We start from the raw sequence: 23,799 nt of genomic DNA, 5'->3' as shown, positions 1-23,799 counted from the left end.
TAATGGATGGGCTACGCACGCATGCGGGTGATGCGGATCACACCGGTCAAGGCGCGCAGTTTCTTGATCACGCGGGCCAGATGCACGCGGTCATGCACGCTGACCACCAGCTGGACCACGCTGATGCGACCATCGCGCTCGTCCATGCTGATTTTCTCGATATTGCCGTCGGCCGCGTTGACGCTGCTGGCCAGCAGGGCGATCAGGCCGCGCTGGTGTTCCAGCTCCACGCGCAGTTCGACGTTGAATTCGCCGGTGACATCCTTGGCCCACGAGAGCTGGATGCATTTTTCCGGGTTGTGGCGGATCTCGGTGATGTTGCGGCAGTTGTCGAGGTGAACGACCATGCCCTTGCCGGCCGACAGGTGGCCGACAATCGGGTCGCCAGGGATCGGCGTGCAGCATTTGGCATAGCTGAGCACCAGGCCCTCGGTGCCGCGAATCGCCAGCGGGCCTTCCGGGCTTGGCAGTTGTTCGCCTTCACCCAGCAGGCGGCGGGCGACCACGTAGGCCATGCGGTTGCCCAGGCCGATATCTTCCAGCAGGTCCTCGATGGTTTCCTGGCGATACTCGTGGAGCATCGCTTGCACGCGCTCCTGGGCAATCTTGTCCAAGGCGCTGTCGAAACCGTTGAGCACTTTGTTCAGCAGGCGCTCGCCCAGGCTGATGGACTCGGAGCGGCGCTGCAGTTTCAGTGCGTGGCGGATGTGTGTGCGCGCCTTGCCGGTAACCACGAAGTTCAGCCACGCCGGGTTCGGGCGCGCGCCCGGTGCGCTGACGATCTCCACAGTGGAGCCGCTTTGCAGCGGTTCCGACAGCGGGGCCAGGCGCCGGTTGATCCGGCAGGCAATGCAGCTGTTGCCGACGTCGGTGTGTACCGCGTAGGCAAAGTCGACCGCAGTGGAGCCTTTGGGCAGCTCCATGATCCGGCCTTTGGGCGTGAACACGTAGACCTCGTCCGGGAACAGGTCGATCTTCACGCTTTCGATGAATTCCAGGGAGTTGCCGGCACGTTGCTGCATTTCCAGCACGCCCTTGACCCATTGGCGGGCGCGGGCATGGGTGCCTTTGGGCTGCTCGTCGCCGCTGGATTTGTACAGCCAATGGGCGGCGATGCCGTTGTTGGCCATCTCTTCCATTTCCCGGGTGCGGATCTGGATCTCGATCGGCACCCCGTGCATACCGAACAGCGTGGTATGCAGCGATTGATAGCCGTTGGCCTTGGGAATGGCGATGTAGTCCTTGAAGCGCCCCGGCAGGGGTTTGTACAAATTATGTACCGCACCGAGGACGCGATAGCAGGTATCGACCTTGTCCACGATGATGCGGAACGCGTACACGTCCATGATCTCGTTGAAGGCCCGGCGCTTGCCGCGCATCTTCTTGTAGATGCCGTAGATATGCTTCTGCCGGCCGCTGACCTCGCCCTCGATCTCGTCGATCGCCAGGCAATGGCTCAGGGACTCTTCGATCTTGTTGACGATTTCCTTGCGATTGCCCCGGGCGCGCTTGACGGCCTGGTAGATGCGCGCCGAACGCATCGGGTGCATGGCCTTGAAGCCGAGGTCTTCGAACTCGATACGAATGGCGTGCATGCCCAGCCGGTTGGCGATGGGCGCGTAGATTTCCAGGGTTTCCTTGGCGATGCGCCGGCGTTTTTCGCCGGACAGCACTTCCAGCGTGCGCATGTTGTGCAGCCGGTCGGCCAGCTTGACCAGAATCACCCGGATGTCCCGGGCCATGGCCATGGCCATTTTCTGGAAGTTTTCCGCCTGGGCTTCGGCCTTGGTCTCGAAGTTCATCTGGGTCAGTTTGCTGACCCCGTCGACCAGTTCGGCCACGGTTTCGCCAAATTGCGCACTGAGCGCTTCCTTGGCAATGCCGGTGTCTTCGATCACGTCATGCAGCATCGCGGCCATCAGGCTCTGATGGTCCATGTGCATGTCGGCCAGGATATTTGCCACCGCAAGGGGATGGGTGACATACGCCTCACCGCTTCGGCGGCGTTGGCCGTCGTGGGCTTGTTCGGCGTAGAAATACGCTCGGCGGACCAGGTTGACCTGGTCGGGGCCGAGGTAGGCCGATAAGCGATCGGCGAGGGCGTCTATGCTCGGCAAAGTGTGAACTCCTGCCGAAGGCTGTGACCCCGCGCCGTGCTACGTCGACCAGGCATAGGCTTAGACGGCCTCGTTGGACTCGTCCTCGAACGCTGCAAACAGCGGTTCGTCTTCAACGATTTCAGCGTTGGCGATGAACTCGTAGCTCATCAGGCCTTCAGCGATTTCACGCAGGGCTACAACGGTAGGCTTGTCGTTTTCCCACTGGACCAGAGGCTCTTTGCCGCCAGTGGCCAGTTGACGGGCACGCTTGGTAGAGAGCATGACCAGCTCAAAGCGGTTATCCACGTGTTCTAGGCAGTCTTCAACGGTTACGCGGGCCATGGTATTCCTCGGAGCGAATGCAAGATGCGCGCTGCCCGGTTGGGCGAGCGGACTGAGCAGTTTAAAAAATCACCAGCGTTTAGGGAAGCGCTGATTTTTCGCAGACCCTCGCAAAACCGCTGCAAGCGCCAATGTAAAGCCCTTGCAGCGGTTTTGGGAAGGGCCAATCAGCCGAGCAGTTCGGCGAGTAATTTGCCGAAACGCTGCTGTTGACGCTTTTGCTGGAGCTGATTGGCGCGGAAAATCGCCTTCAGGTCATCCAGCGCGTGGGAAAAATCGTCGTTAATGATCAGGTAGTCGTAGTCGACATAGTGGCTCATTTCGCTGACAGCTTCCCGCATGCGGCCTTCGATGATCTCGTCGCTGTCCTGGCCACGGTTGGTCAGGCGCTGGTGCAAGGCTTCGAGCGACGGCGGCAGGATAAAGATCGAGCGTGCCTTGGGCATCAGCTGGCGCACTTGCTCGGCACCCTGCCAGTCGATTTCCAGGATCAGGTCGTGGCCTTCGTCCAGGGTCTGCTGCAGGTGGCTCTGCGAGGTGCCGTAGAGGTTGCCGAACACCTCGGCGCGCTCGAGGAAGTCGCCATGCTCGATCATCTTGACGAACTCGGTGCGCTCGACGAAGTGATAGTGCACGCCGTTCACCTCGCCCGGACGCATGGCGCGGGTGGTGTGGGAGATCGAGATGCGAATCTGCTCGTCAGCGTCGGTCAGGGCCTTGACCAGGCTGCTCTTGCCCGCGCCCGAAGGGGCGGAAATGATGTACAGGGTGCCGGTGCTATGGGTCATGGAGGTTGCCTTACTCAATATTCTGTACTTGTTCGCGCATCTGCTCGATCAACACCTTGAGGTTGACCGCCGCCGTGGTGCTGCGCGGATCGAAAGCCTTGGAGCCCAGTGTATTGGCTTCGCGGTTGAGTTCCTGCATCAGGAAGTCCAGGCGCCGACCAGCGGCGCCGCCGGACTTGAGCACGCGGCGCACTTCGAGGATGTGGGTGCTCAGGCGATCCAGTTCTTCGGCGACATCGCTCTTCTGCGCGAGCAGCACCATTTCCTGCTCCAGGCGCACGGGGTCGAGGTCGGCCTTCATGTCGGTGAAGCGGTCCAGGATCTTCTGGCGTTGGGTGGCGAGCATCTGCGGTACCAGCTCGCGCAAGGTGACCACGTCTGCTTCGATCGACGCCAGGCGCTCGTTGATCAGTCGGGCCAGTTCGGCGCCTTCACGCTCGCGGCCAGCCTTGAGTTCCTTCAATCCCTGGGTGAACAGGGCGAGGGCTTCGGCATTGAGGGCTTGCGGATCGGAGGCGTCGGCCACCAGCACGCCGGGCCAGGCCAGCACTTCCAGAGGGTTCAGTGCGGCGGGCTGCTTGATCAGGCCGGCGACGGTTTCGGCCGCGGCGACCAGTTGCGCAGCGCGCTCGCGGTCTACCTGCAGCGGCTTGCCGGTGGTTTCTTCGGTAAAACGCAGGGTGCATTCCAGCTTGCCGCGGGAGATGCCCTGGCGCAGTGCCTCACGCACGGCGCCTTCGAGGTCGCGGAAGGATTCCGGCAGGCGCAGGTGCGGCTCCAGGTAGCGGCTGTTGACCGAGCGCAGTTCCCAGCTCAGGGTGCCTTGGGCGCCGGCTTTTTCGACGCGGGCAAAGGCGGTCATGCTGTGCACCATGGAGGTACCTCGCGATGCAGTCCCGCGAAAGCGGGCTGATGGGTAAATTGAAGCCGACAGGCTGCGAAGGCGCGGGATTGTAGCGCAGTGGGGCGGGCGCGCCCAAACCCTGGGCATTCGTAAGCAGATTTTTAGCAGTGCCCCGAATCGGCTCGCGGCTCTATAATGCTCGGCAGTTTTTCGTCCTCAGTACAGGTACCCCCTATGAAACGTCCAAGTGGTCGCGTTGCCGATCAGCTCCGCTCGATCCGCATCACCCGCAACTACACCAAACACGCCGAGGGATCCGTACTGGTCGAGTTTGGCGATACCAAGGTTATCTGCACCGTCAGCGTTGAAAATGGCGTGCCGCGCTTCCTCAAGGGCCAGGGCCAGGGTTGGCTGACCGCCGAATATGGCATGCTGCCACGCGCCACCGGCGAGCGTAACCAGCGTGAAGCCAGCCGTGGCAAGCAAGGCGGCCGTACCCTGGAAATCCAGCGCCTGATCGGGCGCTCCCTGCGCGCGGCCCTGGATATGACCAAGCTGGGCGACGTGACCCTCTACGTCGACTGTGACGTGATCCAGGCCGATGGCGGTACGCGCACCGCGTCCATCACCGGCGCCATGGTGGCGCTGGTCGATGCGCTTAAAGTCATCAAGAAGCGCGGCGGCCTGAAAGGCGGCGACCCACTGAAGCAGATGATCGCCGCCGTATCGGTGGGCATGTACCAGGGCGAGCCGGTGCTGGACCTGGATTACCTGGAAGACTCGGCTGCCGAGACCGACCTGAACGTAGTGATGACCAGCACCGGTGGTTTCATCGAAGTGCAGGGCACCGCCGAAGGTGCGCCATTCCAGCCGGCCGAGCTGAACGCCATGCTGGCCCTGGCCCAGAAAGGCATGACTGAGATCTTCGAACTGCAGAACGCCGCACTGGCTGACTGAGTACGCCTCAAGGAGAAGCGCCATGAATGACAGCCAAATGCCGGTGCCTACGCCTTCCTACGAGGTGCGTCAGGGGGCAATGTTGTGCCATCTTGCTGCGTTCCTGGGGTTTGTATTCCCCTTCGGCAGCGTCGTGGGGCCGCTGATCCTGTGGCAGATGAAAAAAGAAGTGGATCCGTTCATTGACGACCAGGGCAAGGAGGCACTGAATTTCCAGATCACCGTAGCCATCGCCTGGATCATTTGCATCGTGCTGGCCTTCGCGGTCATTGGGTTTTTCCTGATGACGGCCCTGGTCATCGCAAGCGTGGTGCTGACGATCATCGGCGCAATCAAAGCCAACAAAGGGATCGCCTATCGCTATCCCTTGACCTGGCGCCTGGTCAAATAATCAACACCCACAAAAAAACCGACAGCGATGTCGGTTTTTTTGTGCCTGGATAAAGACCCTAGATGGTCAGTGTCCAGTCGTAGTCCACGATCAGCGGCGCGTGCTGCGAGAAGCGCGGCTGGCGCGGCAGGCGTGCACTGCGCACGAACCGGCGCAGACCCGGGGTCAGCAACTGGTAGTCGAAGCGCCAGCCCAGGTTGAGCATCTCAGCCTGTTCATTGTCTGGCCACCAGCTGTACTGGTCGCCTTCGCGGCTGACTTCGCGCAGCGCATCCACATAGCCCATGTTGCCGACAATCTCGTCCATCCAGGCCCGTTCCGGCGCCAGGAAGCCCGGGGATTGCTGGCTGTCACGCCAGTTCTTGATATCCAGCTTCTGTTGCGCCACGTACAGCGAGCCACAGTAAATGTACTCGCGACGTTTGCGTCGCTGTTTATCCAGGTAACGGGCGAAATCGTCCATTAGCTTGAACTTCTGGTTCAAGTCTTCATCGCCGTTCTGCCCCGAAGGAAGCAGCAAGGTCGCGATGCTGACCTTGTCGAAATCGGCTTGCAGGTAGCGCCCGTAGCGGTCGGCTGTCTCGAAGCCGAGGCCGCTGATGACCGCCTTGGGTTGCAACCGCGAGTACAAAGCCACGCCACCTTGGGTGGGCACTTCGGCATCGCAGGCATAAAGGAAGTAGCCATCCAGTTGGAAGGCTGGGTCGTCCAGTTCAAAGGCGGAGGCGCGGGTGTCCTGCAGGCAGATGACGTCGGCATTCTGAGCTTGCAGCCAACTGAGCAAACCACGCTCGACTGCAGCCTGAATACCATTAACGTTCACACTGATGATCCGCATAAATGGCCCCAAAAATCGCGTGCGTGTATGATACACGCCGTCTACCTAATTAGCTAAATCCGTGGTATCTGAGGCTTTTTTCATGCAGGCGTATCAACGCGATTTCATTCGTTTTGCCATCGATCGCGGGGTTTTGCGCTTCGGTGAGTTCACCCTCAAGTCCGGGCGCACCAGCCCGTATTTCTTCAATGCCGGCTTGTTCAACTCGGGTTCGGCCCTGGCTCAGCTGGGGCGTTTCTACGCGGCAGCCATCGTTGAAAGCGGTATTTCCTTCGACGTGCTGTTTGGCCCGGCCTACAAGGGCATCCCCCTGGCGGCTGCAACGGCCGTGGCCCTGGCGGAACATCATGGGCGCGATCTGCCATGGTGCTTCAACCGCAAGGAAGCCAAGGCCCATGGCGAAGGCGGCAGCCTGGTGGGCGCGCCGCTTACCGGCGATGTATTGATCATCGATGACGTGATCACGGCCGGTACGGCTATCCGTGAGGTGATGCAGATCATCGCGTCCCAGGACGGCGCCAAGGCCGCCGGTGTGCTGATCGCGCTGAACCGCCAGGAGCGTGGCAACGGTGAGTTGTCGGCGATCCAGGAAGTGGAGCGTGATTTCGGTATTCCAGTGGTCAGCATCGTGTCGCTGAACCAGGTGTTGCAGTTCCTGGAAGACGATCCGCAGCTCAAGCAGCACTTGCCGGCAGTTAAGGCGTATCGCGAGCAGTTCGGCGTTCAGTAATCGCCGAACCATAAAAAAGCCCCGCTCAACCAGGTTGAGCGGGGCTTTTTGTTTTCAGCGTTTTAAGGGCGCTTGCGATTACTGATCAGCGTGCCCACACCCGTATCGGTGAAGATTTCCAGCAAGATTGCATTCGGCACCCGGCCATCCAGGATCAGCGAGCTGCCGACGCCGCCTTGCACCGCTTCCAGCGCGCAACGGATCTTCGGCAGCATGCCGCCGTAGATGGTGCCGTCGGCGATCAGTTCGTCCACTTGTTGAGTGGTCAAACCGGTCAGCACCTTGCCTTCCTTGTCCATCAGGCCGGCAATGTTGGTCAGCAGCATCAGCTTTTCAGCCTTCAATGCTTCGGCCACCTTACCCGCCACCAGGTCGGCGTTGATGTTGTAGGACTCACCGTTGGCACCCACGCCGATCGGCGCGATCACCGGGATGAAGTCGCCCTTGACCAGCAGGTTCAGCAGGTCGGTGTTGATGCCGATCACTTCGCCTACCTGGCCGATATCGATGATTTCCGGCTGGGTCATTTCCGGCGTCTGACGGGTAACGGTCAGTTTTTTCGCGCGGATCAGCTCGGCGTCCTTGCCGGTCAGGCCAATGGCGCTGCCGCCGTGACGGTTGATCAGGTTGACGATGTCTTTGTTCACCTGGCCGCCGAGGACCATCTCCACCACGTCCATGGTCTGCGCGTCAGTGACGCGCATGCCATCGATGAAGTGACTCTCGATCGACAAGCGCTTGAGCAGGTCGCCGATCTGCGGGCCGCCGCCGTGGACCACCACGGGGTTGATCCCCACGGCTTTCATCAACACGATGTCGCGGGCAAAGCCGGTTTTCAGCTCGTCGCTTTCCATGGCATTGCCGCCGTACTTGATCACCAGCGTCTTGCCGACGTAGCGTCGAATGTAAGGCAACGCTTCGGACAGGACCTTGGCGGTGTTGGCAGCGGCTTCGCGTTCGAGGGTCATTCAGGGCTCCGGTAAAAATCAGAACGGTAATTGGAGATCAGGGGCAACACGTTTCAACTGGGCGTGGAACACGTCCTTGATGCGCTGCAACTCAGCCTCGGTATCCGCCTCGAAACGCAGCACCAGCACCGGTGTGGTGTTGGATGCGCGAACCAGGCCCCAGCCCTTGGCGTAATCGACTCGCACACCATCAATGGTGGTCAGGTGGGCGCCTTCGCCCCATTGCGCATCGTGCAGTGCGTCAATGATGCTGAATTTGCTCTCCTCGGTCACATGGATATTGATCTCTGGCGTAGAAATATCATTCGGGAAGGTCTGAAACAGCTCTTCGGCGGTGGATTTTTCCTTGCTGAGGATCTCCAGCAGACGGGCGGCGCTGTAAATGCCGTCGTCAAACCCGAACCAGCGCTCCTTGAAGAACACGTGGCCGCTCATTTCGCCGGCCAACAGTGCGCCGGTTTCCTTCATTTTCTTTTTGATCAACGAGTGACCGGTCTTCCACATTAGCGGACGGCCGCCATATTCCTTGATCAACGGGGTGAGGCGGCGGGTGCACTTCACGTCGAAAATGATCTCGGCACCCGGGTTGCGCGCCACCACATCGCGGGCGAACAGCATCAGCAGGCGGTCCGGGAATACGATCTCGCCGGTTTCGGTCACCACGCCTACGCGGTCGCCGTCGCCGTCAAAGGCCAGCCCGACGTCAGCACCGGTTTCCTTGACCTTGGCGATCAGGTCCACCAGGTTTTCCGGTTTGCCTGGGTCCGGGTGGTGGTTGGGGAAGTTGCCATCGACCTCGCAGAACAGCGGGATCACTTCGCAGTTCAGGGCTTCGAGCAGCTGCGGGGCGATTACGCCGGCCGCGCCGTTGCCGCAGTCCACCACCACTTTGAGGCGGCGTGCGAGTTTGACGTCGCCGGTGATTTCATCAGAGTAGCGCTGCAGGATGTCAACTTTGGTGATGCTGCCTTTGCCGCTGGTCAGGTCGTTGGTCTTCAGGCGGGTGTGCAGGGCCTGGATCTGTTCGTTGGCCAGGGTGTCGCCGGCGATGACGATCTTGAAGCCGTTGTAGTCCGACGGGTTATGGCTGCCGGTCAGCATTACCCCGGATTTGCCGGCCAGTACATTGGCGGCGTAGTACAGCGCGGGAGTGGGCACCAGGCCCACATCGCTGACATGGCAGCCGCTGTCGGCCAGGCCCTGGATCAGTTGTTCCACCAGTTCCGGACCGGACAGGCGACCGTCACGACCGACCGAGACGTTCGGCTCGTCCTGGGCCAGGCTCTGGGAACCAATGGCGCGGCCAATCCAGTAGGCGGTTTCGGCGGTCAGGGTCTTGGGGACTACGCCACGAATGTCATAGGCGCGAAAGATGCTGTCGGGGAATGTCGGGGCTACTCGGGCTGCGGTACTCATCGCGGGGGGAAACTCCATCTCAAGGGGGCAAGGCTGGCCTTAATGTGGCTGACCGGCAGGCTCAAACTGAAGGGTATGACGGTGTTTTCGGCAGAGAGTTCGTGGTGCAAAAGTGCCATCGGAGCTTGGCCCCTGTCTTTATTTCTGCGTAATGCATTGATTTCAAATGGGAAATCTCGCTGATAAAGTCCGCGCATTCTTCATCCTGAAAAGCCTTGCGGGGGCATCGAGCCGGGCAAAGGTGCCCGGCCAGGTTCAGCGTAGTCAGTGACTGCCGGAATGCCCAAAGCCACCTGCGCCGCGTTGGGTTTCGTCAAAATCCTGCACCAGTTCGAAGTGCGCCTGCACCACCGGCACCAGTACAAGCTGGGCAATGCGCTCGCCGACAGCGATGTTGAACGCCGTCTGGCCACGATTCCAGCACGACACCATCAACTCGCCTTGGTAGTCCGAGTCGATCAGGCCTACCAGGTTACCCAGCACGATACCGTGTTTGTGGCCCAGGCCGGAGCGCGGCAGGATCAGCGCAGCCAGGCCCGGGTCGCCGACGTAGATCGACAGGCCGGTGGGAATCAGGACGGTCTGGCCCGGCTCAAGGACGGTGTCTTGCTTGAGCATGGCGCGCAGGTCCAGGCCGGCGGAACCTGGGGTGGCGTAGGCCGGCAGCGGGAATTCGGTGCCGATGCGGGGGTCGAGGATCTTGGCTTGCAAAGCGTGCATGGAAATTAAACCTGGTTCAGCCGTTGGGCGATAAAAGAGATCAGTTGGCGGGCAATCTTGCCTTTGCTGGTCTGGGCGAAAAGAGTGGCGTGCAGCTCGCGGTCGATCACGCTGCAGGCGTTTTCCTCGCTGTTGAAGCCGATGCTCGGGTTGGCGACATCATTGGCAACGATCAGGTCGAGGTTTTTGTCTTTCAGTTTGCGTGCGGCGTAGTCGAGCAGGTGCTCGGTCTCGGCGGCAAAGCCGACACTGAACGGGCGGTCCGGACGCGTGGCAATGGTGGCCAGGATGTCCGGGTTGCGCACCATTTGCAGGAGCAGGCCGTCGCCGCTCGTAGGGTCTTTCTTGAGCTTTTGCGGGGCGACGACTTCCGGGCGGTAGTCTGCAACCGCTGCCGAAGCGATAAACAGGTCACAGGGAATGGCGGCCTCACAGGCGGCCAGCATGTCCCGGGCGCTGACTACGTCGATTCGCGTGACGCGATCGGGAGTCGGCAAGTGCACCGGACCGGTGATCAGGGTAACGCGTGCGCCTGCCTCGACCGCGGCTTCCGCCAAGGCAAAGCCCATTTTTCCTGAGCTATGGTTGGTGATGTAGCGTACCGGGTCGATGTTTTCCTGGGTCGGGCCTGCCGTAATCAGCACGTGCCGGCCGGTCAGGGCCAGGTGCTGGAAGCATTCGGCGGCGCACAATGCCAGGTCGGTGGCCTCGAGCATGCGGCCCATGCCGACATCGCCGCAGGCCTGGCTGCCGGAGGCCGGGCCGAACACCTTGAGGCCACGGCTTTGCAGGAGCTGGGTGTTGGCCTGGGTCGCCGGGTCACGCCACATGGCCTGGTTCATGGCCGGGGCGATGGCGACGGTGGCGTCGGTGGCCAGTACCAGGGTGGTCAGCAGGTCATCGGCGATGCCTTGCGCCAGGCGCGCGATCAGGTCGGCGGTGGCAGGGGCGATCAGTACCAGGTCGGCCCATTTGGCCAGTTCGATATGACCCATGGCGGCTTCGGCTGCCGGGTCCAGCAGGTCCAGGTGAACCGGGTGTCCGGACAGGGCCTGCATGGTCAGCGGAGTAATGAACTCACTGCCGCCGCGGGTCATGACCACGCGCACTTCGGCGCCCTGGTCGAGAAGCCTGCGGACCAGCTCTGCGCTCTTGTAGGCGGCAATGCCGCCGCCGACGCCGAGAACGATGCGTTTCCGATACAGACGCTGCATTGGTTTGCCTTTCCAGTTCAGTGAAGCCAGTTCAGTGACGCCTGCGATGCCCCCTCCCCAGGTGAAATCGCACGCAAAAAAGAGGGCCTACGATAACACAGCGCCCGCCCCGCAACAGCGGCGCACATGCACAGGGAGGTGGAATGAGTATTCGTGATTGGCCGGCGGCAGAGCGGCCGCGAGAGAAGCTTTTGGAGTGGGGTGCTGCGAGTCTGTCCGATGCTGAATTGCTGGCGATCTTCCTGCGCACCGGCGTAACCGGCAGGAGCGCGGTGGACCTGGCGCGCCATCTGCTGGCGCAATTTGGCGGTTTGCGCCCGCTGCTGGAAGCCAGCCAGGCGGTGTTCAGCCAGCAGTTGGGCTTGGGGCCTGCGAAGTTTGCGCAGTTGCAGGCGGTACTGGAAATGTCCCGGCGCCATATGGCCGAGCGCCTGCGCAGCGATTCGGTGCTGGAAAGCCCGGTGGCCGTGCGCAATTACCTCAAGTCGCTGTTGCGCCATGAGCCCCATGAAGTTTTCGGCTGTCTGTTTCTCGATTCAAAGCATCGGGTGCTGGGGTTCGAAGTGTTGTCCGAGGGGACCATCGACGCTGCCGTGGTCTACCCGCGGCAAGTGGTCAAGCGCGCCCTGGCCTATAACGCAGCGGCGTTGATTCTGTGTCACAACCATCCTTCCGGGAGCGTGGAGCCCAGCGCGGCTGATCGAAAATTGACCAAGCTGCTGCAAAAGGCCTTGGAAGTGGTGGATGTGCGGGTACTGGATCACGTCATCGTGGGGGACGGTGATCCGTTGTCGATGGCGGAATATGGGTGGATGTAAGCCCGCCCCCTGGGGGCGGGCCTGGTTCTCAGGGCTTGACGCTGACCTTCGAGAAATCCTGGCGCCCGAAGGGGCTCACCTGGTAGCCCTCGACGTTCTTGCGCGCCAGGGCGAACGCCGTCGGGTGCGCCAGCGGCAACCACAGCGCCTGTTGCTGGATCTGCGCCTGGGCCTGCTGGTACAGCTTGCTGCGTACACCTTGTTCGCTGGTGGTCTTGCCGGCGCTGATCAGCTTGTCCAGCGCCGGATCACAGTAGCGGGCGAAGTTGGTGCCGGATTTAACCGCCGCGCAGGAAAACTGTGGGGTCAGGAAGTTATCCGGGTCGCCGTTGTCACCGGCCCAGCCCATGAACAGCAGGTCGTGTTCACCCGCTTTGGCGCGGCGAATCAGCTCGCCCCATTCGATCACGCGGATCTCGGCCTGGATGCCCACCTTGGCCAGGTCCGCCTGCAGCAGTTGCGCGCCGAGGTTCGGGTTAGGGTTCAGCAGGCTGCCGGTGGGGCGCGTCCAGAGGGTGGTCTTGAAGCCGTCCTTGAGGCCGGCACGGTCCAGCAAGGCCTTGGCCTTGGCGAGGTCCTGTGGATAACCCGGCAAGTCTTTGGCGTAGCTCCAGGTATTGGGCGGGTACGGGCCGTTGGCGGCTTCGGCGGTGCCTTCAAACACCGCCTTGAGGTAGCTGCCCTTGTCGAAGGCCAGGTTGATGGCCTGGCGCACCTCGGGCTTGTCCAGGGGCGGGTGCTGGCTGTTGATGGCCACGAACGCGGTCATGAACGCTGCGGTTTTTTCTACCTTGAGTGCGGGGTCCTTTTCGGCCTCGCCCACATCCAGGGGCTTGGGCGACAGGGCGATCTGGCATTCGTTGCGGTGCAGTTTCTGCAGGCGTACGTTGGCGTCCGGAGTAATTGCGAAGATCAAGTTATCCACAGCCGGTTTGCCGGCGAAATAGTCCGGGTTGGCCTTGTAGCGCACCACGGCATCTTTCTGGAAACGGCTGAAGATGAACGGCCCGGTGCCGATCGGCTGGCTGTTGAGCTTCTCCGGCGTGCCGGCCTTGAGCAGTTTGTCGGCGTATTCCGCCGGGTAGATCGAGGCAAAGCCCATGCTCAGGGCTGCGAGGAAGGTGGAGTCGGCGTGATCGAGGGTAAAGCGCACGGTCAGCGGGTCGAGGGCATCGATCTTCTTGACCAGCGTTGGCAATTGCAGGGACTGGGCGTGGGGGAAGCCGCTCTGGGCGATCTTGTGCCACGGATTGGCCGGGTCGAGCATGCGTTCGAAGCTGAAGCGCACGTCTTCGGCGGTCAGGGTGCGGCTTGGGGTGAAATACTCGGTGCGATGGAATTTCACGTCCGGGTGCAGCTTGAAGGTATAGGTCAGGCCATCCGGCGAGACGTCCCAGCTGTCAGCCAGGCTGGGCACCAGTTTGCCGCTGGCCGCGTCGTAGTCCACCAGGCGGTTCATCAGCACATCGGCCGAGGCGTTGGTGGTGGTCAGCGAGTTGTATTGCACCACATCGAACCCTTCGGGGCTGGCCTCGGTGCAGACGCTCAAGGTGCTGGCGGCAGAGGCCAGCGGCGCGATAAATAGAGGGGCTAGCAATAGCGGTAGGGCAGCGAGGCGCATGTTCGGTTTCCTTTGCAGATCGAAGGCCCATCTGCGAGTGCAGTCTGGAAAAGCCCTACCGTAGTGGTCTGGTTGATAAATGACTAGCCCATTTTTGCCTGTGCTTTTGCCTCAAATGCTGTTTTGATGGCACCCCAGCGCGTTTCGCTGTGCGCTTTACTGCGCGCGCGAGCGCTGTAAATCATTCTGTGCGACGAGCGGTCGGCTGTTACAGCGGCCCCTCCTGGCAACGGTTCGGGCGTCTGTCGCCGAGATTTACGCCGGTAAAAATACACGGGCTGTTGTTGCACATGGGTCTTTCTGGTATAAAGCAGCGCTCTTTTCTAGGGGCCCGGTTCCTTCGCTTGTAGGTGTAGCCGGTAAGACCCTAAAGAAACGCGGCGCCTGGCGCCAAATGACTGAGAGATTAAGCGGCCAACCCATGCCGGGTTGGGCATGTGGTTTTAGAGGGCTGAGGCATGTCGAGAGTCTGTCAAGTTACCGGTAAGGGTCCGGTGACTGGGAATAACATTTCCCACGCAAATAACAAAACCCGTCGTCGTTTCCTGCCGAACCTGCAGCATCACCGCTTCTGGGTTGAAGAAGAGAAACGTTTTGTTCGCCTGCGTGTATCTGCCAAAGGCATGCGTATTATCGACAAGCGTGGCATCACTGTCGTGCTGGCCGAAATCCGCGCCGCTGGCAAGATCTAAGGAGCTCTATCATGCGTGAATTGATTCGAATGATCTCTAGCGCCGGTACTGGTCACTTCTACACTACCGACAAGAACAAGCGTACTACCCCGGACAAGCTCGAAAAGAAAATGTTCGACCCGCGCGTTCGCAAGCACGTGATCTACAAAGAAGGCAAAATCAAGTAATTGATTTTCCTCCTTGTGAAAAAGCCCGTATCTCACGATACGGGCTTTTTTTTGCCTGGCGTTTGTTGATCAGGCCTTCTGCTCGAACACCACATAGATCTTGCGGCACGGCTCCAGCACTTCCCAGGTGCCGCTGAAGCCGGCGGGGATCACGAAGCGGTCGCCGGCACGCAAGGTCTTCGCATTGCCCTCGGCGTCGCGCAATACAGAGACGCCCTGCACGATCTCGCAATACTCATGCTCGCTGTAGTTGACCTGCCACTGCCCGACCTCTCCTTCCCAGACCCCGGCGTTCATCTGGCCGCACGGGCTGTTGTAATGGTTGTACACCGTTTGTTCGGGATCGCCCTTGAGGATTTTTTCCGCGGCAGGGCGGTAGCGGTCTGGGGCGGTGTTGGCCTGGCTGAAATCGACGATGTCCTGGATGCTCATGTGCGTGTCCCGTCTGGCCTGCGGTTGGAGAGCCCAAAGTCTATGTTTATTAAAATGAACATCGCAAGGGCGTTTACCGCGGTTATGTCAAATATATTGAAACATCCCTGGCCGCTGGTTTAGGGTGGCAGCTGCCTTTGAGCCGAACAGCTGGCTGGCGGGCAAGCATTCTTTGAGGCTGCCGGGGGACATCGCCTGGCCCTTGTATTCAATAAGAGGAGGACACTCGCATGACCACCCTGACCCGTGCCGACTGGGAACAACGCGCCAAGGATCTGAAGATCGAAGGCCGCGCCTACATCAATGGCGAATACACCGCCGCTGTTTCCGGCGACACCTTCGAATGCATCAGCCCGGTCGATGGCCGCCTGCTGACCAGTGTTGCCAGTTGTGACGCCGCCGATGCCCAGCGCGCCGTAGAAAACGCCCGCGCCACCTTCAATTCCGGTGTCTGGTCGCGCCTGGCGCCGGCCAAACGCAAAGCCACCATGATCCGTTTCGCCGCGCTGCTCAAGGCCAATGCCGAAGAACTGGCGCTGCTCGAAACCCTGGACATGGGCAAGCCGATCAGTGACTCCCTGAACATTGACGTACCCGGCGCGGCAAATGCCCTGAGCTGGAGCGGCGAGGCAATCGACAAGATCTACGACGAAGTCGCAGCCACCCCGCACGATCAGTTGGGTCTGGTGACCCGCGAGCCGGTCGGCGTGGTGGGTGCCATCGTGCCGTGGAACTTCCCGCTGATGATGGCCTGCTGGAAACTCGGCCCGGCGCTGTCCACCGGTAACTCGGTGATCCTCAAACCGTCCGAAAAATCCCCGCTCACCGCCATCCGCATCGCGGCCCTGGCCGTTGAAGCCGGTATTCCGAAAGGCGTGTTCAACGTGCTGCCGGGCTACGGCCACACCGTCGGCAATGCGCTGGCGCTGCACATGGACGTCGACACACTGGTGTTCACCGGTTCGACCAAGATCGCCAAGCAACTGTTGATCCGCTCCGGCGAATCGAACATGAAGCGTGTATGGCTGGAAGCCGGCGGCAAGAGCCCGAACATCGTTTTTGCCGATGCTCCGAACCTGCAAGCCGCCGCCGAATCCGCTGCCAGCGCCATCGCCTTCAACCAGGGTGAAGTCTGCACTGCCGGTTCGCGCCTGCTGGTGGAACGTTCGATCAAGGACACCTTCCTGCCGCTGGTGATCGAGGCCCTCAAGGGCTGGAAGCCCGGCAACCCGCTGGACCCGGCGACCAACGTCGGTGCCCTGGTGGACACCCAGCAGATGAACACCGTGCTGTCGTACATCGAAGCCGGCCACACTGACGGCGCCAAGTTGGTGGCGGGTGGCAAGCGCATCCTGGAAGAGACGGGCGGCACCTACGTCGAACCGACGATTTTCGACGGTGTAACCAACGCCATGAGAATCGCCCAGGAAGAGATCTTCGGCCCAGTGCTGTCAGTGATCACCTTTGACGGCGCCGAAGAAGCGATCAAGATCGCCAACGACACCCAATATGGCCTCGCTGCTGCGGTGTGGACATCGGATATTTCCAAGGCGCACCTCACCGCCAAGGCCCTGCGTGCCGGTAGCGTGTGGGTCAACCAATACGATGGCGGCGACATGACCGCACCGTTTGGCGGCTTCAAGCAGTCGGGTAATGGTCGCGACAAGTCGCTGCATGCGTTCGACAAGTACACCGAGCTGAAGGCGACCTGGATCAAGCTCTAAGCAACACCGCAGGCAAATGTGGGAGGGGGCTTGCCCCGATAGCAGTGTGTCAGGCACTAACAGTGCTCAATGATCCACCGCAATCGGGAGCAAGCCCCCTCCCACACTGTTTTGTGTGAACCCATGATTATCCACAGGAGCGTGGCAATGCGTTGGGCGACCTATTTCGCCGTCCTGGCCTCGGTGCTCAGTGTCGGCCTGGCCCTGGGCGTCAGCATGCCGCTGGTCTCCCTGCGCCTGGAGGGCTGGGGCTACGGCAGTTTCGCGATTGGCGTAATGGCCGCCATGCCGGCCTTCGGCGTATTGCTCGGTGCCAAGGTCTCCAGCCGCCTGGCCGCCTGGCTCGGCACCGCGAATCTCATGCGTCTGTGCCTGTGGGCGGGTGCGGTATCCATCGGTTTGCTGGCCATTCTGCCCAGCTACCCGATATGGCTGGCGTTGCGCCTGATGATCGGGGTGATCCTGACCATCGTGTTTATCCTCGGTGAAAGCTGGATCAACCAGTTGGTGGTGGAGCAGTGGCGTGGCCGGCTGGTGGCGCTGTATGGCTGCAGTTATGCCTTGAGCCAGCTCTCGGGCCCGTTGCTGCTGGGCCTGATCGGTACCGACCATGACTATGGTTTCTGGGTCGGCGTTGGCCTGCTGGTGGTGGCTCCGTTGGCATTGCTGGGTCGCTCTGGTGCGCCCAGTGCCGAATCGTTCAGCGTGACCTTCGCGGACCTGTGGCGCTTCTGCCTGAGCCTGCCGGCGATTGCCTGGGCGGTGGCGCTGTTCGCCGCGTTTGAGGCGATGATCCTGACGCTGCTGCCGGTGTATTGCCTGCAACAGGGCTTCACTGCCGAAATTGCCCTGGCGATGGTCAGCACGGTGGTGGTCGGTGACGCGCTGCTGCAACTGCCCATCGGTGCGCTGGCGGATTACCTGCCACGACGCACGCTGTTTTTGAGTTGCGCACTGCTGTTGCTGGCATCGAGCCTGGCGGTTCCGTTGCTGATGCACACGCTGCTGATCTGGCCAATATGGGTGCTGTTCGGCGCCAGTGCCGGCGGGTTGTTCACGTTGTCGCTGATTCTGATCGGCGAGCGTTATCGTGACGATGCGCTGGTGCGTGCCAATGCCCACATCGCGCAGTTGTGGGGCATCGGTTGCCTGATCGGCCCGCTGGTGGCCGGCGCCGGCAGCCAATGGATCAGCGGGCACGCGCTGCCGTGGCTGATGGCGGCCGGGGCCTTGGGTTTGGTGGTGCTGTTGCTGCGCCAAGGCGCGTTTGGTGCTGCTCAGCCCGCTTGATCCTCGCTGTTCCTAGAGCATGCGCTCCAGGCCGACCGAGGTGGCGAACCAGGCATTGAACCGTCGCCACCAACTGCCCGGCTCACGGGTCAGGGTGTGCAGTTGGCCGTTGTCCTCGGTCACCCATACCACGTTGCCGTCCTGCAGTTTCGCCTCGTAGCTCAGGGCCGGCGCCATGCCTTGCAGGGCGAGATTGCGTACGTGTTCCGCCAGCTCGGGACTGTCCACCAGCACGCCGACCTCGGTGTTCCACAGCACGGAGCGCGGGTCGAAATTGAAGGAACCGACAAACGATTTTTGCCGATCAAAGATCATCGCCTTGCTGTGCAGGCTCGAGTCCGAGCCGCGGAACGTGCCTCGGCGAAACAGGTGCGGGCCGCTGCCGCTGCCGTCACCCGGTTGGCGGCGCAGCTCGTAGAGTTTTACCCCGTGCTCCAGCAGCGCCTTGCGGTACGGTGCATAGCCGCCATGTACGGCAGGCACGTCGGTGGCTTCGAGGGAGTTGGTCAACAAGCTCACCGATACGCCCGCGTCGGCGCGCCCCGTCAGGTACACCAGCCCGGGCTGTCCCGGCACGAAGTACGCCGAGATCATCATCAGTTCATGGTTGACGCCTTCCAGCTCCGGGGCCAGTTGCGTGGTCAGCAGCAGGTGCGGGTCCGGGTCGGCCTTGGACAGCACCTTGCTGGGTGCGTCCCACAACGCCTGGTTCCAGGCCCAGATCAGTTCGCGGCGCCAGATGTCCATGCGCGGCTGGGTCTGGTAGGTGCGCAGGCGCGCGTACAGCGCGTGCTTCTGCTGGCGCGATTCGGCCAGCGACGCCTCCAGGCCCAGGCGCGCGGCGGCCAGGTCACCTTTGGAAGGCGTATTGGAGACAAAATCATCAATGGGTTTGCTCAGGGCGCTGTTCCAGTACTGATCGAAACTGTGCCCGAGTTGCTCGGCCACCGGCCCCACGCTGAGCATGTCGATGTCGGTGAAGTTCAGGTTGGGCTCGGCGTCGAAATACTCATCCCCCAGGTTGCGCCCACCGACGATGGCCACGCTGTTGTCCGCCAGCCACAGCTTGTTGTGCATGCGCCGGTGTTGCAGCGACAGGTTGAACAGGCGGCCCATGGCGCGCGTCACACCGGTGCTGCGCCCCAGGTGCAGGGGGTTGAACAGGCGAATCTCGATCTTGGGGTGGGCGGCGAGGGTGGCGATGATCTGGTCGAGGCCGTCGCTGGTGGTGTCATCCAGCAGGATGCGCACGCGCACGCCACGGTCGGCGGCCTTGAGCAGTTCATCCACCAGCATGCGCGTGCTGATGCCGTCGTGGACGATGTAGTACTGCAGGTCAAGGCTGGTCTGGGCATTGCGGATCAGCTCGGCGCGGGCCATGAAGGCTTCGCTGCTGTTGGGCAGCAGGCGAAAACCTGAACGGCCCTGGTAAGGCGCGGCCTGGGCCTGGATCGAGCGGCCGAACGACGACTGGGCGGCCGGCAGGGCGTCGCTGGGTATGCGCGGGGTACTCACCGTGGCGCAGCCGCTCAGGGCCAGGGCTCCCAGCAGGAAAAACGGTAAAAGCCGTCGAATCATCAAGGGAGTCGTGTCCAGGTCAGGGCGGTTGTCGACATATGACGGCGATTTCTCGCGAAAGGTCAGTCCACCGTTTCGGCCAGCATCTTCATCGCGGCAGCGCCGACTTTGCGCACGGCCTCTTCAATCTGGGCGGTGGGCTTGGCAGCGTAGTTCATGCGCAGGCAGTTACGGTACTTGCCCGACGCGGAAAAGATGCTTCCCACAGCCACCTGTACGCCTTGTTCCACCAGCGCGCGGTTGAGCTTGAGGGTGTCGAAACCTTCCGGCAGCTCTACCCACAGCATGAAACTGCCTTGGGGGCGGCTGGCGCGGGTGCCGGCCGGGAAGTAGCGGCTGACCCAGTCGAGCATCAGGTCGCGATTACGCTGGTATTGCGTGCGCATTCGTCGCAAATGCGGTTCGAAATGCCCCCCTTTGAGAAACTCGGCAATTGCAATCTGCGGCTGGGTGGCGGTGGAGCCGGTGCTGATGTACTTCATGTGCAGTACCCGCTCCAGGTACCGGCCCGGAGCCACCCAGCCAATGCGCAGGCCTGGCGCCAGGGTCTTGGAGAACGAACTGCACAGCAGCACACGACCGTCTTCGTCGAAGGATTTGATGGTACGCGGGCGTGGGTAGCTGTAGGCCAGTTCGCCATACACATCGTCTTCGATGATCGCCACGTCAAAGCGCTGGGCCAGGGTCAGCAATGCGCGTTTGCGCGCTTCCGGCATGATGTAGCCCAGGGGGTTATTGCAGTTGGGGGTCAGCTGGATGACCTTGATCGGCCACTGTTCCAGCGCCAGTTCCAGGGCTTCGAGGCTGATGCCGGTGATCGGGTCGGTGGGGATTTCCAGGGCTTTCATGCCCAAACCCTTGAGGGTCTGCATGGCCCCGTGGAAACTGGGCGAGTCCACCGCGACGATATCGCCCGGTTCGCAGATGGCGTGGATGCTGGCGGACAGCGCCTCATGGCAGCCGGTGGTAATCACGATGTCCTCGGCCGTCAGTTGGCAGCCGGAATCCAATGACAGCCGGGCGATTTGCTCGCGCAGTTCCATACAGCCGAGGATATTGTCGTAATACAGCCCCGGCAAATCCTGGCGCCGGCTGACACGCGCCAGGCTGCGCAGCAGGGGCTTGAGGGTGGGCGACAATACATCCGGCATGCCGCGACCCATCTGTATGACGTCTTTGCGCGGGACTGCGCGAATCAATTCCAGTACCTGGTCCCACTGCGATATTTCCACCGGGCGCTGAGCCGGGCGGCCGACCTCCGGCAGTGCCGGCAACTCCCGACCTACCGGTACAAAGTAGCCGGACTTGGGCTTGGGCATCGCCAGGCCATTGTCTTCCAGCAGTCGATACGCCTGCTGCACGGTGCTCAGGCTGACCCCGTGCTCCACGCTCAAGGCGCGTACGGACGGCAGTCGATCGCCAGGGCGATAGAACCCCTGTTCGATACGCGTGCCCAGCAATTCGGCGAGGTTGACGTAAAGCGTCATGGCGGTCGCTCCAGGTGACCAGTACAGATAGAGGGAAAATACAGGATTCAGCCGCACAGGGGCAGTATCTGTATGGATTTAATAAAGGTGAGTTGAATCTGTAATGGTTTTGCCTGCTCGCTCATTCTAGCCACTCATGGCAACAGGCAAATGAGGGGCAGCAAAATGAACGGCATGAGCGATGTGTGGCTGACGTTACACAGTCAGGAATTGCAGGCTGGGCAAGAGCGGGCGACGTCGCCGCGCGAGATCAGCCGCTGGAGCCTGTTCTGGCACCGCCGCCATACGCGCAAGGCCTTGCTGCACTTGACTCGCGAGCAATTGCGCGATGTTGGATTGACCTCGGAGCAAGCCCGCCAGGAAGGCCTGAAACCCTTCTGGCGCGATTGATCAGACCAGCTCTTTGAGGCGGTGCCAGAGCATTCCCAAGGCCAGCAGCGGCGAGCGCAGGTGCTGGCCGCCGGGGAAGGTGATATGCGGCACCTGGGCGAACAGGTCGAAACGTCCCTGCTGCTGGCCACTGATGGCTTCGGCCAGCAGCTTGCCCGCCAGGTGCGTGGCGTTGAGGCCGTGGCCTGCGTAGGCCTGGGCGTAATACACGTTGGGCTGGTCCGCCAGGCGGCCGATCTGCGGCAGGCGGTTGGCGCCGATGCCGATCATGCCGCCCCATTGGTAATCGATCTTCACGTCGGCCAGCTGTGGGAACACCTGCAGCATCTTTGGCCGCATGTAGGCGCCGATGTCCTTGGGGTCGCGTCCGGAGTAGTGGCAGGCGCCGCCGAATAACAGGCGACGGTCGGCGGACAGCCGGAAGTAATCCACCGTCACGCGCTGGTCACACACGGCCATGTTCTGCGGTAGCAGGTTGGCGGCTTGGGCCTGGCTCAACGGTTCGGTGGCGATGATGTAGCTGCCGGCGGGCAGCACCTTGCCGCTCAACTGCGGATTCAGTCCATTGAGGTAGGCATTGCAAGCCAGGACCAGGGTCTTGGCGCGCACAGTGCCGTGGGCGGTGTGCACCTTGACCTCGGGGCCGTAGTCGATGCGCGTGACTTCCGACTGTTCGAACAACTGCACACCCCATTGCTGCGCGGCGGCGGCTTCGCCGAGAGCCAGGTTCAATGGATGCAGGTGGCCGGAACCCATGTCGATCATGCCGCCCACATAGCGGTCGGAGCCGATGACGCTGCCCATGTCGCTCGCCTGCAGCAGGCGCACTTCGTGGGGATAGCCCAGGCTGCGCAGTTCTTCGGCGTCTTCGGCAAGGCCTTGCAGGTCGCGAGGCTTGTTGGCCAGGTCGCAGTAGCCCCAGGTCAGGTCGCAGGGGATCTGGTAGCGTTCGACACGTTCACGCACGATCTCCACGGCTTCCAGGCCCATCAGCTTCATCTGGCGCACGCCATCGGTGCCGATCACGTTGGTGAACTGCTCCAGGCCATGACCGACGCCGCGAATCAACTGGCCGCCATTGCGCCCGCTGGCGCCCCAGGCGATCTTGCGCGCCTCCAGCAGCACCACGCTGAAGCCGTGCTCAGCCAGCTCCAGGGCCGTATTGAGGCCGGAGAAACCGCCGCCGATCACGCACACGTCCGCGCCTACTTCGCCCGTCAACGCCGGGTAATCGGGTTGCGGCACGCTGCTGGCGGCGTAGTAGGAAGCGGTGTGCCGGGCGCTGGCAGTCATGGGGAGCATCCCTGTTTGGAAAATTTGACGCAGGATACAGCGGTCGGACGAAGCTGTCTGCGCAGGGCGTTTTGCTTCAGAATCCACCTCTATTCGCCGTTCGGTACCTGTTTCGATGAGTTGCAACAGTCAGAAAATCAGTGCGCTTCGCCGTCAGATTCCTTCGTTCGAGTGCGTCCCCGGCTGCCACGACTGCTGTGGGCCGGTCACCACTTCGCCCGAGGAAATGTCGCGCCTGCCACGCAAGACCGCTGCCGAGCAGGACGCGGCGATGGACGAGCTGAACTGTGTGCACCTGGGGCCCAACGGCTGCACCGTGTATGACGAACGGCCGCTGATCTGTCGGCTGTTCGGCACCACGAAGACCTTGCCATGCCCCAATGGGCGGGGGCCCGTAGAGCTGATTCATCCACGGGTGGAAAAGCAGGTCCATGAATACATGGCGAGCACTCGGCAGGTGCTGGTTTAATCGGGAATAGGCAGGTTGAGGCTCTCCTTGACCTCTTCCATCACGATATAGCTCTTCGATTCCCGCACATGGGGCAACTTGAGCAGGATGTCGCCGAGCAATTTGCGGTACGAGGCCATCTCGGAAATCCGCGCTTTCACCAGATAGTCGAAGTCCCCCGAGACCAGGTGGCATTCCAGCACATGGGGCAGTTTCAGCACGGCGCGGCGGAACTCCTCAAAGGTGTCGCCGGATTTGTAATCGAGGCTGATCTCGACAAATACCAGCAAACTTCCCTTCAAATGCTGGGGATTGAGCCGCGCGTTGTAACCCATGATGATCCCCTCGCGCTCCAGCCGTCGCACCCGCTCTGTACACGGCGTGGTGGAGAGCCCGACCTTTTCCCCCAGCTCGGTGAACGAAATTCGCCCATCGGTTTGCAGGATGCGCAGGATGTTGCGGTCGATCTTGTCCAGCTCCCTCTTGGTCTGGGTGTTGGTACGCATAGGGGATACGCCTCTGTAAAAAGGGTTTTTGCCGAGAATTGTCGCC

General features: G+C 61.5%; 24 protein-coding genes and 1 pseudogene. 10 read left to right on the top strand and 15 right to left on the bottom strand.

All coding sequences use genetic code 11. The annotated features are described in order from the left end of the window. Positions 1 to 11: 11 nt before the first annotated feature. The 4 genes from spoT to FX984_RS18530 all read right to left on the bottom strand — a co-directional run bounded on the left by spoT (position 12) and on the right by FX984_RS18530 (position 4,103). Complete coding sequence (gene spoT, locus FX984_RS18545) at positions 12 to 2,117, bottom strand: bifunctional GTP diphosphokinase/guanosine-3',5'-bis pyrophosphate 3'-pyrophosphohydrolase (RefSeq protein ID WP_005792489.1); 2,106 nt, start codon at positions 2,115 to 2,117, stop codon at positions 12 to 14. Between the two features lie 60 nt (positions 2,118 to 2,177). Continuing rightward, the gene (gene rpoZ / locus FX984_RS18540; protein WP_003176920.1) at positions 2,178 to 2,441 is read right to left on the bottom strand and encodes a DNA-directed RNA polymerase subunit omega; all 264 of its coding nucleotides are present in this window, start codon (positions 2,439 to 2,441) and stop codon (positions 2,178 to 2,180) included. Between the two features lie 167 nt (positions 2,442 to 2,608). After that, positions 2,609 to 3,229 (bottom strand): guanylate kinase, encoded by a 621-nt coding sequence (gene gmk, locus FX984_RS18535; RefSeq protein WP_027608284.1) that lies wholly within the window; start codon positions 3,227 to 3,229, stop codon positions 2,609 to 2,611. Between the two features lie 10 nt (positions 3,230 to 3,239). Further along, positions 3,240 to 4,103, bottom strand: a complete 864-nt coding sequence (locus FX984_RS18530; RefSeq protein ID WP_098480717.1) for a YicC/YloC family endoribonuclease — start codon at positions 4,101 to 4,103, stop codon at positions 3,240 to 3,242. Positions 4,104 to 4,307: 204 nt separating this feature from the next. Here FX984_RS18530 and rph point away from each other — a divergent pair, with 204 nt between their 5' ends. Together rph and FX984_RS18520 are read left to right on the top strand one after the other, a co-directional pair. After that, the gene (gene rph, locus FX984_RS18525) at positions 4,308 to 5,030 is read left to right on the top strand and encodes a ribonuclease PH (protein ID WP_027608286.1); all 723 of its coding nucleotides are present in this window, start codon (positions 4,308 to 4,310) and stop codon (positions 5,028 to 5,030) included. Between the two features lie 22 nt (positions 5,031 to 5,052). Further along, positions 5,053 to 5,421 (top strand): DUF4870 domain-containing protein, encoded by a 369-nt coding sequence (locus FX984_RS18520; protein ID WP_027608287.1) that lies wholly within the window; start codon positions 5,053 to 5,055, stop codon positions 5,419 to 5,421. Between the two features lie 58 nt (positions 5,422 to 5,479). Here FX984_RS18520 and crc read toward each other — a convergent pair whose 3' ends face one another. Continuing rightward, on the bottom strand, positions 5,480 to 6,259 hold the full coding sequence (gene crc, locus FX984_RS18515) for a catabolite repression control protein Crc (RefSeq protein ID WP_003195493.1): 780 nt from the start codon (positions 6,257 to 6,259) through the stop codon (positions 5,480 to 5,482). 82 nt (positions 6,260 to 6,341) lie between these two features. On the opposite strand from crc, the gene pyrE reads away from it, so the two are divergent. Beyond that, positions 6,342 to 6,989 (top strand): orotate phosphoribosyltransferase, encoded by a 648-nt coding sequence (pyrE, locus tag FX984_RS18510; RefSeq protein WP_027608288.1) that lies wholly within the window; start codon positions 6,342 to 6,344, stop codon positions 6,987 to 6,989. A gap of 62 nt (positions 6,990 to 7,051) precedes the next feature. Here the strand turns inward: pyrE and argB are convergent, their stop codons facing one another. The 4 genes and pseudogenes from argB to coaBC all read right to left on the bottom strand — a co-directional run bounded on the left by argB (position 7,052) and on the right by coaBC (position 11,307). Continuing rightward, on the bottom strand, positions 7,052 to 7,957 hold the full coding sequence (argB, locus tag FX984_RS18505) for an acetylglutamate kinase (RefSeq protein WP_015886532.1): 906 nt from the start codon (positions 7,955 to 7,957) through the stop codon (positions 7,052 to 7,054). Between the two features lie 18 nt (positions 7,958 to 7,975). Beyond that, positions 7,976 to 9,397 (bottom strand): annotated as a pseudogene (locus tag FX984_RS18500) (phosphomannomutase/phosphoglucomutase); the annotation flags it as partial. Positions 9,398 to 9,637: 240 nt separating this feature from the next. After that, positions 9,638 to 10,093, bottom strand: a complete 456-nt coding sequence (dut, locus tag FX984_RS18490) for a dUTP diphosphatase (protein ID WP_027608290.1) — start codon at positions 10,091 to 10,093, stop codon at positions 9,638 to 9,640. Between the two features lie 5 nt (positions 10,094 to 10,098). Next, complete coding sequence (gene coaBC, locus FX984_RS18485; RefSeq protein WP_027608291.1) at positions 10,099 to 11,307, bottom strand: bifunctional phosphopantothenoylcysteine decarboxylase/phosphopantothenate--cysteine ligase CoaBC; 1,209 nt, start codon at positions 11,305 to 11,307, stop codon at positions 10,099 to 10,101. Positions 11,308 to 11,450: 143 nt separating this feature from the next. On the opposite strand from coaBC, the gene radC reads away from it, so the two are divergent. Next, on the top strand, positions 11,451 to 12,125 hold the full coding sequence (gene radC / locus FX984_RS18480; protein WP_027608292.1) for a RadC family protein: 675 nt from the start codon (positions 11,451 to 11,453) through the stop codon (positions 12,123 to 12,125). Between the two features lie 28 nt (positions 12,126 to 12,153). On the opposite strand, the gene FX984_RS18475 is transcribed toward radC, so the two are convergent. Next, positions 12,154 to 13,746, bottom strand: a complete 1,593-nt coding sequence (locus tag FX984_RS18475; RefSeq protein WP_092355854.1) for an ABC transporter substrate-binding protein — start codon at positions 13,744 to 13,746, stop codon at positions 12,154 to 12,156. A gap of 458 nt (positions 13,747 to 14,204) precedes the next feature. On the opposite strand from FX984_RS18475, the gene rpmB reads away from it, so the two are divergent. Next, positions 14,205 to 14,438, top strand: coding sequence for a 50S ribosomal protein L28 (gene rpmB, locus FX984_RS18470; protein ID WP_003176907.1), 234 nt, complete (start codon positions 14,205 to 14,207; stop codon positions 14,436 to 14,438). A gap of 11 nt (positions 14,439 to 14,449) precedes the next feature. Beyond that, positions 14,450 to 14,605 (top strand): 50S ribosomal protein L33, encoded by a 156-nt coding sequence (rpmG, locus tag FX984_RS18465; RefSeq protein ID WP_003176906.1) that lies wholly within the window; start codon positions 14,450 to 14,452, stop codon positions 14,603 to 14,605. Positions 14,606 to 14,674: 69 nt separating this feature from the next. Here the strand turns inward: rpmG and FX984_RS18460 are convergent, their stop codons facing one another. Next, positions 14,675 to 15,037 (bottom strand): cupin domain-containing protein, encoded by a 363-nt coding sequence (locus FX984_RS18460; RefSeq protein WP_027608294.1) that lies wholly within the window; start codon positions 15,035 to 15,037, stop codon positions 14,675 to 14,677. A 230-nt stretch (positions 15,038 to 15,267) separates the two neighbouring features. Between FX984_RS18460 and FX984_RS18455 the strand changes: the two genes are divergently transcribed. Both FX984_RS18455 and FX984_RS18450 read left to right on the top strand, forming a co-directional pair. After that, positions 15,268 to 16,761 carry an aldehyde dehydrogenase gene (locus FX984_RS18455; protein WP_027608295.1) on the top strand — a complete coding sequence of 498 codons (1,494 nt, stop codon included), beginning with the start codon at positions 15,268 to 15,270 and terminating at the stop codon, positions 16,759 to 16,761. Between the two features lie 147 nt (positions 16,762 to 16,908). Next, positions 16,909 to 18,051 carry an MFS transporter gene (locus tag FX984_RS18450; protein ID WP_146476964.1) on the top strand — a complete coding sequence of 381 codons (1,143 nt, stop codon included), beginning with the start codon at positions 16,909 to 16,911 and terminating at the stop codon, positions 18,049 to 18,051. A gap of 12 nt (positions 18,052 to 18,063) precedes the next feature. Here FX984_RS18450 and FX984_RS18445 read toward each other — a convergent pair whose 3' ends face one another. Further along, positions 18,064 to 19,629, bottom strand: coding sequence for a phospholipase D family protein (locus FX984_RS18445; protein ID WP_146476966.1), 1,566 nt, complete (start codon positions 19,627 to 19,629; stop codon positions 18,064 to 18,066). A 62-nt stretch (positions 19,630 to 19,691) separates the two neighbouring features. After that, complete coding sequence (locus FX984_RS18440; protein WP_092355848.1) at positions 19,692 to 21,116, bottom strand: aminotransferase-like domain-containing protein; 1,425 nt, start codon at positions 21,114 to 21,116, stop codon at positions 19,692 to 19,694. Positions 21,117 to 21,281: 165 nt separating this feature from the next. Between FX984_RS18440 and FX984_RS18435 the strand changes: the two genes are divergently transcribed. Then, the gene (locus FX984_RS18435; protein WP_146477008.1) at positions 21,282 to 21,506 is read left to right on the top strand and encodes a DUF1127 domain-containing protein; all 225 of its coding nucleotides are present in this window, start codon (positions 21,282 to 21,284) and stop codon (positions 21,504 to 21,506) included. Here FX984_RS18435 and FX984_RS18430 read toward each other — a convergent pair whose 3' ends face one another. Continuing rightward, a complete protein-coding gene (locus FX984_RS18430) occupies positions 21,507 to 22,799 on the bottom strand; it encodes an NAD(P)/FAD-dependent oxidoreductase (RefSeq protein WP_146476968.1) in 1,293 nt (430 codons plus the stop codon). It abuts the gene before it with no gap. A gap of 115 nt (positions 22,800 to 22,914) precedes the next feature. On the opposite strand from FX984_RS18430, the gene FX984_RS18425 reads away from it, so the two are divergent. Next, positions 22,915 to 23,268 (top strand): YkgJ family cysteine cluster protein, encoded by a 354-nt coding sequence (locus FX984_RS18425; protein WP_098480721.1) that lies wholly within the window; start codon positions 22,915 to 22,917, stop codon positions 23,266 to 23,268. On the opposite strand, the gene FX984_RS18420 is transcribed toward FX984_RS18425, so the two are convergent. Then, positions 23,265 to 23,753 (bottom strand): Lrp/AsnC ligand binding domain-containing protein, encoded by a 489-nt coding sequence (locus FX984_RS18420; protein WP_003176896.1) that lies wholly within the window; start codon positions 23,751 to 23,753, stop codon positions 23,265 to 23,267. The two genes, FX984_RS18425 and FX984_RS18420, sit on opposite strands and share 4 nt — an antisense overlap. Positions 23,754 to 23,799: the final 46 nt, after the last annotated feature.

It is taken from the genome of Pseudomonas marginalis (assembly GCF_008692035.1).
Lineage (GTDB): Bacteria > Pseudomonadota > Gammaproteobacteria > Pseudomonadales > Pseudomonadaceae > Aquipseudomonas > Aquipseudomonas marginalis.
The sequence above is the reverse complement of the archived record's forward strand: the minus strand, read 5'-3'. Positions and strand labels throughout refer to the sequence as shown.